The sequence below is a fragment of the Microbacterium sp. NPDC056003 genome (assembly GCF_042274785.1).
Classification (GTDB): Bacteria; Actinomycetota; Actinomycetes; order Actinomycetales; family Microbacteriaceae; genus Microbacterium.
Genome location: NZ_JBHJXQ010000009.1, coordinates 1 through 1,043 on the forward strand (window position 1 = coordinate 1; position 1,043 = coordinate 1,043).

1 rRNA gene is annotated in these 1,043 nt (G+C 56.7%); it reads right to left on the bottom strand.

Features of this window, described 5'->3' with window-relative positions:
- A 16S ribosomal RNA gene (locus ACFC1W_RS15980) occupies positions 1 to 1,043 on the bottom strand; the annotation flags it as partial.

Consider the following 1,043-nt stretch of genomic DNA (forward strand, 5'->3'; position numbering starts at 1 on the left):
GCAGCCCTTTGTACCGGCCATTGTAGCATGCGTGAAGCCCAAGACATAAGGGGCATGATGATTTGACGTCATCCCCACCTTCCTCCGAGTTGACCCCGGCAGTATCCCATGAGTTCCCACCATTACGTGCTGGCAACATAGAACGAGGGTTGCGCTCGTTGCGGGACTTAACCCAACATCTCACGACACGAGCTGACGACAACCATGCACCACCTGTTCACGAGTGTCCAAAGAGTCCCCTGTTTCCAGGGTGTTCTCGTGTATGTCAAGCCTTGGTAAGGTTCTTCGCGTTGCATCGAATTAATCCGCATGCTCCGCCGCTTGTGCGGGTCCCCGTCAATTCCTTTGAGTTTTAGCCTTGCGGCCGTACTCCCCAGGCGGGGAACTTAATGCGTTAGCTGCGTCACGGAATCCGTGGAATGGACCCCACAACTAGTTCCCAACGTTTACGGGGTGGACTACCAGGGTATCTAAGCCTGTTTGCTCCCCACCCTTTCGCTCCTCAGCGTCAGTTACGGCCCAGAGATCTGCCTTCGCCATCGGTGTTCCTCCTGATATCTGCGCATTCCACCGCTACACCAGGAATTCCAATCTCCCCTACCGCACTCTAGTCTGCCCGTACCCACTGCAGGCCCGAGGTTGAGCCTCGGGTTTTCACAGCAGACGCGACAAACCGCCTACGAGCTCTTTACGCCCAATAATTCCGGATAACGCTTGCGCCCTACGTATTACCGCGGCTGCTGGCACGTAGTTAGCCGGCGCTTTTTCTGCAAGTACCGTCACTTTCGCTTCTTCCTTGCTAAAAGAGGTTTACAACCCGAAGGCCGTCGTCCCTCACGCGGCGTTGCTGCATCAGGCTTCCGCCCATTGTGCAATATTCCCCACTGCTGCCTCCCGTAGGAGTCTGGGCCGTGTCTCAGTCCCAGTGTGGCCGGTCACCCTCTCAGGCCGGCTACCCGTCGACGCCTTGGTGAGCCATTACCTCACCAACAAGCTGATAGGCCGCGAGCCCATCCCAGACCAAAAAATCTTTCCAGCAGCTG